The following is a 9,490-nucleotide window of genomic DNA, read 5'->3' as shown; positions in this document are numbered from 1 at the left end:
GCCGGCCGGCCCACCGTGACAAGCGGCAAGCCATCGGCAAACCCGCCAAGACGCCGCGCGGCGCGCTCGCCTCGCTCCGAGCTCGCCGTGGCGCTCGCTTCCTGTCGATCGGCCTTCCTTGCGGTCGGGCTGTTCAGCGGCGTGCTCAACGTGTTGATGCTCACCGGCTCGCTCTACATGCTGGAGGTTTATGACCGCGTGCTGCCGAGCCGCAGCCTGCCGACGCTCGTCGGCATCTCGATATTGCTGCTCATCCTGTATTGCGGGCAGGGCATCCTCGATTTCGTGCGCGGGCGGGTGCTGGTGCGGATCGGCGGCGCCCTCGACGAGGCGCTTGGTCAACGCGTTTACACGTCAATGCTGCGATTGCCGCTAAAGACCGGGCGCGAGGGCGACGGCCTGCAGCCTATGCGAGACCTCGACGGTGTACGTGCCTTTCTGTCGGGCATGGGGCCGACAGCGCTTTTCGACCTGCCGTGGCTGCCGCTCTACCTGGTCATCATCTTCATGTTCCACTGGCTGCTTGGCGTGACGGCGCTGGTCGGCGCGATCGTGCTGGTCACGCTGACGATTATGGCCGAACGGCTGACGCGAAAGCCGGTGTCGTCGGGAACCTTGAGCGGCATCCGCCGCAATGGCCTGATCACCGCCGCGAGCCGCAACGCTGAGGTCGTCGCCGCCATGGGCATGGCCGGCTGGCTTGCCGCGAGATGGGGAGACGCCAACCTCGAATACATTGCCGAGCAGCGCAAGGTGAGCGATGTCGCCGGCGGCTTCGGCGTGATATCGAAAGTGCTGCGCATGCTGCTGCAGTCGTCCATGCTCGGCATCGGCGCCTGGCTGGTCATCGAGCAGCAGGCGACGGCCGGCATCATCATCACCGCATCGATCCTCAGCGGGCGCGCGCTGGCCCCGGTCGACCTTGCCATCGCCAACTGGAAAGGCTTCATCACCGCGCGCCTGGGCTGGCAGCGTCTGACGAAGGTGCTGGCGGCGCTGCCGGCGGAGGCCGAGCCCATGCTGCTGCCGGCGCCGAGCGCCAATGTGAGCATGCAGAACGTTTCCATCGCCGCTCCGGGCGCGCAGCGGCTGCTGGTCCATGACGCAAGCTTCGCCATGGAGGCGGGCCATGCCGTCGGCATCATCGGGCCGAGCGGGTCGGGAAAATCCACGCTGGTGCGCGCTCTTGTCGGGGCATGGTTGCCGGTGGCCGGCAGGATAAGATTGGACGGCGCCGATCTCGACCAGTGGTCGCAGCAGGAGCATGGCCGCCATATCGGCTACCTGCCGCAGGACGTGGAACTTTTTGCCGGCACGGTCGCCGAGAACATCGCCCGTTTCGAGCCCGACGCCGATGCCGGCGCCATCATCGCCGCGGCGAAGGCGGCAGGCGCGCATGAGCTTATCGTCGGTTTTCGCGAAGGCTATGAGACCGAGATCGGCGAGCATGGCGAGGCGCTGTCGGCCGGCCAGCGGCAGCGCATCGCACTGGCGCGCGCGCTTTATCGCGATCCGTTCCTCGTCGTGCTCGACGAGCCGAATTCCAACCTCGACATGGATGGCGAGCAGGCGCTCATTCGGGCCATGATAGCGGTTCGCGAGCGCGGCGGCGTGGTGGTTATCGTCGCGCACAGGCCGAACGTGCTGACGGCCGTCGATTTCGTGCTGGCCATGAACCAGGGACGCATCCATGCCTTCGGCCCGAAGGACGAGGTGTTCGCCAAGATGTTCCCGACGCTGCGGCCGGTGCCGGCAGCCAACCCGCAGTTGAGGGTGGCAGCCGAAAACCCGCCGCGGGCCGTCGGTGACGGAAGCGAGGGAGGGCACTAGCATGGTTTACCCGGGCGCCTCCCACTCGTCGATCCGCTTCTACATGCGGCTCGGCTTCGGCATCGTGATCCTGCTTGCCGGAGGCGTCGGCGGCTGGGCTTCGGTCACCGAGATCGCCGGCGCGGTAATCGCTCCTGGCACGCTCGTCGTCGATTCCCACGTCAAGGACGTGCAGCATTCGACCGGCGGCATCGTCGCCGAAATCGATGCCCGCGACGGCGATCGCGTGAAGGCCGGCGACCTGCTTTTGCGGCTCGACCGCACCGTGCCCGCCGCCAATCTTGCCGTGGTGAGCAAGGCGCTCGACCAGCTTGCGGCGCGCAAGGCGCGCCTCGACGCCGAGCGCCTGGGCAGCGACGCGATCGTCTTTCCGGCCGACCTGCTGGACCGCTCCGCCGACCCGGATGTCGCCGAGGCGATTGCCGGCGAAAAGCAGCATTTCGAGACGCGGCGTACATCCCGCGCGGGTCAGAAGAGCCAGCTCGAGGAACGCATCGCGCAGCTTGAAAAGGAAATCAGCGGCGACACCGGCCAGGCGCAAGCAAAGAGCAAGGAGATCGAGCTGGTGCAAAAGGAGCTCGCTTCGGTGCGCACGCTCTGGGCCAAGAAGCTCATTTCCATCGACCGCCTGACGCAGACTGAGCGCGAGGCGACGCGGCTGGACGGCGAGCGCGGCCAGCTCATTGCCGCGCAGGCGCAGGCGCAAGGGAGGATCGCCGAGATCAAGCTGCAGATCATCCAGATCGGCCTCGACCTCAGCACCGAAGTGAACAAGGACCTGCGCGACGTCGACGGCAAGGTGGGTGAGCTTTTGGAGCGCAAGGTCGCGGCCGAGGATCAGTTGAAGCGGGTCGACATCCGCGCCCCGCAGGACGGCGTCGTGCAGCAGTCGATCGCCTATACGATCGGCGGCGTGGTCACGCCCGGACAGACGATCATGCAGGTCGTGCCCGACAATGACAGTCTGGCGGTGGAGGCCAAGATCGCGCCGAGCGACATCGACCAGCTATGGGTCGGCCAGCCCGCCTCGCTGCGCTTCTCGGCGTTCAACCAGCGCACCACGCCGCAGATCAACGGCGTGGTCGAGCGGACCTCGCCCGACATCACCACCGACCAGCGCACCGGCGTCAGCTACTACACCGTGCGCATCGCGACGACCGCGACCGAGGTGGCGCGGCTGGGCGACGTAAAATTGGTGCCCGGCATGCCGGTGGAGTCCTTCATCAAGACCAAGGACCGTTCGGTGATGTCCTATCTGGCGAAGCCGCTGCAGGACCAGATCAGCCGCGCGTTCCGGCAGTAGAGCGCTTACGGTTTCGCTGCAGGCCTGTACTCCAGCGCCACCACGCCGTTGCTGAACGGCGCGGCGGAGACCAGATCCAGCGCAAGCGGCTTGTCGGACGGGAACAACGGCTTGCCCTGGCCGACGGCGCCCGGATAGACGAGCAGCCGGAGGCGGTCGACGAGGCCGTGGCTGAGCAACTGCCGGGCAATGCTCAAGCTGCCGTGGACATAGATGTTGCCGCCGCTCTGCTGCTTCAGCCTGGCGACCGCTTCGGGCAGGGGGCCGGCAAGCAATTCCGCCGGCTGCCAGTCGAACGCCTTCTGCCTGGTCGAGGCGACATATTTCGGCAGCGCGTTGAAGCGGTCGGCGAAGTCCCCGGTTTCCTTGGGCCATGAACCGGCAAAGATCTCGTAGGTCGTGCGGCCGAGAAGCACGGCGCCGCTGTCGGCAAGCTCGTCCTCCTTGAACGCGTTCATCTCGTCGTTCCAGGTCACACCCGGCAGCTTCTCGACCTCGGCGATGCCGTCGACGCTGATGAATTCGGTGACGATAAGCTTTCTCATGATGTTTCTCCCTTGTCTCGGACGCCACGCCACCTGGGTTGAAGAACCACAGTCTGCCGTGGCCTACCGGCCGCAGCGTTGCTGTGGAGCCAGGCCTGCACCCAATTATGTCATTCTCCGAACGACCCAGAGCGACCGGCCCGCATGAGCGATTCCGGACACGAGTCGAAGGCGAGGATCATCTTTGAGCCGGTCAGCCTCAACCACATCAAGAAGCAGGATCCGCTGATCGGTCTCGTTTGCGTTCGGCGTAATCCAGCAGCGCCGATCCTCGCAGCAAAGCCCGGCTTCCGGATGCTCCTGGAGGTACTCAATCGCATATTCGGCGTCCACTTTTCTCGGTCCCACGTCCACGGACATTTGCTCTTCTCCTCCTCCGTCTGCGATCGGCTAGGAACTATACTTGATTATGGCGGTGCGCGGCGCCATCGCTGGGGCGCCTAAGAAGAGTCGGGCAGACGGTCGCGTCGGAAAAAGACCGAGAGCCACGGACGCGCCTACAGGATCAAAGACTGCCCTCGCAGCCGAGGTGCACCATCTCCAGACCTTGCGAAACCCCGCAAACGCCGCGTTCGACTCCTTGGGGACGATGCCGATGTATCGGGGAGGAAAGTCCGCCGCTAGGCGGTCCATGGATCTGACCGGCGTCACCCGCAGGCTTTCTCCGTAGCGCGAAGCTCCTGCAGCGTGGCCATTGTTTCGGCAAGACTCTGCTCGAATGGAATCTTCGGTGTCCAGCCAAGCTCGCGCCTGGTCGTCGCGTTGGACGACGCTCAGCTTGCCCAGCCAGGCCACGGTCAGCTGCGTGGTGAAGATGCGCGGCACGCCGAGTGTCCTTGTGTTGAACTATTCTAACCGCGACCGTTCTGCGGCCTTCGCATCGACAGCGCCAATAAGCGGAGTCCCACATCCTACTCCTTGCGTCCATTGGGAGGGGTCGTTGTGAACCAAGCATTACTGCCCGGGCTTGTGGGAAAGCCGATCCAGTGCATCTAGAAGCGCAGTGGCGGCACCGCCACGCTCGTCGGCGGACATCAGCTCCGGTTCAAGTTCCAGCCTGAAGTGCGGCAGCTCGGTTCGAACGGCGCGACAAGCGCCCGCCAGATTGGCCTTCAGATCGATGACGCGGTAGGTGGCGACTGGATAGGCGATCCCCTTGACCTGGACGTGCCCCATCTCCTCGCAATCGATCGTGTCCTTCACTTGCGCAAACGTCTCGTAGGAAATGAGGATGGCCCCCGGCGCCGCCTCCTGTTCCAGGCGCGAGGCGAGATTCACGGCGCCGCCGATTATCGTGTAGTCCATCCGGTCCTCGCTGCCGAAGTTACCGACGGTGCAGTAGTCGGTATGGATGCCGATGCGGCAGCGCAGTGGTGTTTCGATCCCCATGTCCCGCCAGACTTCGGCAAGCTCGCTGATCCGCTTTTGCATGGCAAGCGCCATCTGTACGCAAGCCAGCGCGTCCTCCTTGACGCCGCGCGTCTCAGGGTCGCCGAAAAACATCAGGATCGCGTCGCCGACGTACTTGTCGATCGTGGCACCATGATCCGACGCGATTTTCGACATTTCCGTCAGGTAGTGATTGAGGAGCTGGGTGAGATCCTCGGACTCCATCTTGTCGGTGGTCTCGGTAAAGCCGGCAATGTCGGAGAAGCATATGGTCAGCTTCTTGCGCTGACTGGCGATTCTAACGTCTTGGCGGCCGGTGAATATCGAGCTGTACACTTGGGGCGCCAGATATTTGGCCAGCTTGCTGGAAAGCGCCTCTAGGGCAGTGGACTTCTCGGCGAGGTTCTCCTCCCTTTGCTTCAGCTCGGTGATGTCCGAATAGACGGCGACCGTGCCGCCGGCGCTGATCCGCCGCTCGCTTACCATGATCCATCGTCCGTCGCCCCGCCGCTGCACCCATGGTTCGCCAGGGTTGCGGTGCCGCCACAGGCGCTCAGCAACCCACTCATCGACCCGCCCCTCGGCATCCCTTATGTAGCCGCGCTCGGCGGATCGGCGAATGATCTCCTCGAATGCCGTGCCAGGGGTTAGCTCGGCCTCCAGACCGGCGTATAGCAGTTCGCGGTAGCGGCTGTTGCTAAGGACAAGCCAGTCCTCTCTGTCATAGAGAGCGAAACCTTCGGAAATGCTTTCGATGGCATCGACTAGCCGCTGACGCGCTTCTGCAACGTCGCGCAGATTCTTTTCCTCGACCTCGACAGCGGTATCCCGGAAGAGGCTCAGCGCCTCGGCCATGCGGCCGATTTCGTCGCTGCCCGCGGCCGGCAGCGGCGCACGAAGATCGCCGCCCGCGATCGCGAGCATGCCCTGGCTCACCGCTCCCAGACGGGCGAGAAGGCTGCGGTCGACATAGAGCCAGACGACCAGAACCGAGATCAACAGGCTGAGAAAGGCGGAGCCGAGGACAACGCCGGTGCCGAAGCGCTGGACGCGCGCGGCTTCGCGACCGGAGGCAGCAATCTCGCGGTCGGCTGCTGCGACAAGACGGTCGACGGCAGCGGTGAGACTGCGCGACAGCCGATTGTTTTCGGCCAGAAGCTTTTCGCCCTGCGCGAGGACCGCAAGCTCATCCTCCCGTGCCTTCGGGATGCTGTTCTCACCATCGGTTAGGGCCTTGAACTCGTCCACCCGCTGCCGGAAACGGGTCTGCAGCTTTTCGTCGATCTCCGAGGAAGCCGTTTCCAGAGCGGCAAGCGAGCGGCGCAGCGGAAAGAGGATCAACGCCAGGTCGCCCCGCGTCGGCGCGGTCGCGGCCTTCACCAGCGCGTCGTTGACTGCCGAGATCTCCAGCAGCGCCTTCTGCTGGGGGATGTAAGCCGCAATCGCCTGGACCAGGTCGGCCATTGCCGCTGCGCGTCGATCGGGCGACAGCGACGTATCGGCCGCGAACGCCCGCCATTGCGGGAGCCTAGAATCCATCACCAGGATGCCGGTGGCCAGAAGGCGGTGGCTTCCGGTCGTCGTCGCGGCGAGGCGGTTCAGGAGCTCCTCCTTGCGGGCGACCACATCGAGCCGCGCGACAACCAGAGAGTCGAGCTCCTTCAGGTTGCGCCTCAGAACAACCGCGGCTTCCTCGATCTCAGCCAAAGGCACTGTGCCCAGCGTGGCATCCCTGAGGTCCGTGCGCAGAGCCTCGAGGCGGGACATCTCGAGCGCGACGGCGCTCGAGACCTCGCTGTGCTGAGCCCTGCTTGTCGCCGCCAGCACCGATGGCGCGGCAGCAGCGACCCGTTCGGCCTGGCGCGACAGCTGGAGGGAGGCCAGCGCCGACGGCACCCGATCCGTGGTAATTCGGTCGACGACGTCGCCGACTTGGAGGAAGGCATAAAGCGCAGCAGCGGTTGCCAGCACCGCAAGGGCGCTGATCCCGAAAAAGGCGAGCAACAGCCGGCCGCGTATGCCGAGGCGTTCAAGCATCGCGGTGAGTCGGAACAATCGAGCCACACTGGTCTGCATCAGACTAGATGTCTCAGGCGGCACGCCGGCGTTCGGCGAACCCTATTCAACCGGCACGTACTCCCCGCCCCGCCAGACGTACCAAACCCAGCTCTGTCTCGTGAGGTCGCCCTTGTCGTCGAAATCGACCCGGCCAATGACGGTGTCGAATTCCTGTTCGTGCAGTGTCGCGATGACCGCCTTCGGCTCCAGCGAACCTGCCTTCGCGACCGCCTGGGCCCAGACCTGGACCGCACAGTAGCTCAACAGCGTGTAGCCCGCGGGCTCGAAGTTCTCCGCACGGAACTGCTCCACGATCGCGGCCGCGCCGGCATTTCGCCGCGGGTCCGCCGGGAAGGTGAACAGGGTTCCCTCCGCCGCTGAGCCTGCGATCAGGGCAAATTCCTCGGTAGCCAAGGCATCTCCGGATATGAGCTGAACCGTGTAGCCACGGTCGTGTGCAGCGCGAGCAATCAGCGCAACCTCGGCATGATACCCACCCACATACAAGACTGAGACGCCGGCGGTCTGCAACGCAGCGACCTCGGCTGAATAGTCGTCCTTCCCTGGCGTGTATGCGTCGTAAACAGCTTCAGTCACGCCCCGTTTGTTCAGCTGCTTCCTAGTCTCGTCGGCGAGACCCTTCCCATAGGTCGAATTGTCGTGAAGGATTGCAATCTTCTTGTCGCCCCAACGATCGGCAAGGTAGTTGCCGGCGATGAAGCCTTGCGCATCGTCGCGGCCAATGGTGCGGAAGACATTGCCACGGCCCTGTTCGGTCAACTGCGGATTGGTCGAGCCTGGGGATATTTCGACGACGCCCGCCTCCTCGTACACTTTTGATGCGGGGATCGAGGCCCCGGAGCAATAATGCCCGACGACGAGCACCACCCCGTCGGCCACCAGCTTCTGGGCGGCCGCGACCGCTTGCTCGGGATCGCAGAAATCGTCGACCGAAATGAGCCTCACCTTCTGGCCGAGCACGCCGCCCGCCGCGTTGACGTCGGCCACCGCCATCTCCGCGCCGCGCTGTCCCTGCTCGCCGATCCAGGCAAGCCGTCCTGTCATCGCAGCCGATACCCCGATCAGCACCTCAGCCCTCGCGGAACTGAACACGGCCGCGAGAATTACGATCGCTATGGCGATGATACGGTGCATGTGTGCACCCCTTGTAGACAGTAGCTTACGCCAATCCCGTCAGAGCCGACAGCCCCTTCGGCAAGCGCGAGTGTCTCGGATGTTATTGCAGTGCAATTGGCGAAGCGATCGAATGGCGTGTCATAACTTCGTTCGCTGAGGTCGGAATCGCGCGCCAAATCCAGACATCCACTGGCCGGGGTGAACATCGTGATTGGGTCAGGTCATGACGATGCCAACGCCGAGCATCATATCCGCTCTTGAAGATCCGCAGCTTGAAGCTGCCAGTCCGGTGTCGGCCCATCCCGTCCATTCCAGAACTAGTGGCGAATGATCGCGCCGCCCTGCTCGCCATCCCCCTTGCCAACCTCCCCACCTTCCCCTAGTCTCCCTCTGAGAAAACCTTTTCCCAAATCGCCCGCACCTGCTGACCTCACCCGTCATCACCGCGCAGGGCGATAAGAGAAAACCTTTTCCCAACCAGGGGGATGCGCCTCGATCCATGTCCGCCGACGCCGAGCCAGCGCCAGTTTCCGCCAAGACGCCGGTCACGCTGCGCGAGGTGGCGGCCGCGGCGGGCGTCAGCGTGGCGACGGCGTCCAAAGCGCTGAACGGGCAGGGGCGCATGACCGCCGAGACGCGCGAGCGCATCCGTGAGGTGGCGCGGCTGCTCGGCTTCCGGCCGAACCACCTGGCGCAGAGCCTGTTGCGCAAGCGCAGCTTCACCGTCGGGCTGCTCACCAACGATACCTATGGCCGCTTCTCGCTGCCGCTGATGGCCGGCGTTTCGGATGCGCTGGTCGACAATGGCGTTTCGGTGTTCCTGTGCAATGTCGAGGACGACACAAGGCTCGGCCAGTTGCATGTCGAGGCGATGCTCGACAAGCGCGTCGACGGCATCATCGCCACGGGAAAACGCATCGACCGCCATCTGCCGGTCGATCTCTCCAATCTGCGCGTTCCTGTCGTCTATGCCTTCACCCAGCCGGATCCCGGCGCGGTCGGCCTCGTTTCCGACGATGCCGGCGGCGCGCGCCTGGCGGTCGAGCACTTTTTGCGGCTCGGGCGCCGCCGCATCGCCCACGTCAGCGGCCCGGCGAGCTTCGCGGTGGTGCACACGCGGGCGCAGGCCTACCGGGACGTGCTCGAGGAGCACGGCTTGCCCGTCAGCGAGCCGCTGCTTGGGGCCTGGTCGGAAGCCTGGGGCCACGAAGCGGTCGCAAAACTGTTC

Annotated in this window: 7 protein-coding genes; 3 read left to right on the top strand and 4 right to left on the bottom strand. The window is 64.7% G+C overall.

All coding sequences use genetic code 11. From position 1 onward, the window contains the following. The first annotated feature begins 15 nt into the window (after window positions 1–15). Window positions 16–1,830: a type I secretion system permease/ATPase gene (locus tag DH10_RS26050; protein ID WP_192385517.1), complete on the top strand. Its 1,815-nt coding sequence runs from the start codon at window positions 16–18 to the stop codon at window positions 1,828–1,830. A gap of 1 nt (window position 1,831) precedes the next feature. Further along, window positions 1,832–3,133: an HlyD family type I secretion periplasmic adaptor subunit gene (locus DH10_RS26045; protein WP_192385516.1), complete on the top strand. Its 1,302-nt coding sequence runs from the start codon at window positions 1,832–1,834 to the stop codon at window positions 3,131–3,133. A 5-nt stretch (window positions 3,134–3,138) separates the two neighbouring features. Here DH10_RS26045 and DH10_RS26040 read toward each other — a convergent pair whose 3' ends face one another. From DH10_RS26040 to DH10_RS26025, 4 genes are all read right to left on the bottom strand, one after another. After that, entirely contained in the window at window positions 3,139–3,678 is a 540-nt protein-coding gene (locus DH10_RS26040) for a dihydrofolate reductase family protein (protein ID WP_192385515.1), read from the bottom strand. A 105-nt stretch (window positions 3,679–3,783) separates the two neighbouring features. After that, the gene (locus DH10_RS26035; protein ID WP_192250476.1) at window positions 3,784–4,038 is read right to left on the bottom strand and encodes a hypothetical protein; all 255 of its coding nucleotides are present in this window, start codon (window positions 4,036–4,038) and stop codon (window positions 3,784–3,786) included. Window positions 4,039–4,632: 594 nt separating this feature from the next. Continuing rightward, window positions 4,633–7,104: an adenylate/guanylate cyclase domain-containing protein gene (locus DH10_RS26030; RefSeq protein ID WP_192250520.1), complete on the bottom strand. Its 2,472-nt coding sequence runs from the start codon at window positions 7,102–7,104 to the stop codon at window positions 4,633–4,635. An 81-nt stretch (window positions 7,105–7,185) separates the two neighbouring features. Further along, window positions 7,186–8,280, bottom strand: a complete 1,095-nt coding sequence (locus DH10_RS26025; protein WP_192250473.1) for a branched-chain amino acid ABC transporter substrate-binding protein — start codon at window positions 8,278–8,280, stop codon at window positions 7,186–7,188. A 481-nt stretch (window positions 8,281–8,761) separates the two neighbouring features. Between DH10_RS26025 and DH10_RS26020 the strand changes: the two genes are divergently transcribed. Next, the coding region (locus tag DH10_RS26020; protein ID WP_192385514.1) for a LacI family DNA-binding transcriptional regulator at window positions 8,762–9,490 on the top strand (729 nt) is incomplete at its 3' end.

Origin of the sequence: Mesorhizobium silamurunense (genome assembly GCF_014843825.1) — a bacterium.
Classification (GTDB): domain Bacteria; phylum Pseudomonadota; class Alphaproteobacteria; order Rhizobiales; family Rhizobiaceae; genus Mesorhizobium; species Mesorhizobium silamurunense.
This window is presented reverse-complemented; position numbering and strand designations above follow the sequence as displayed.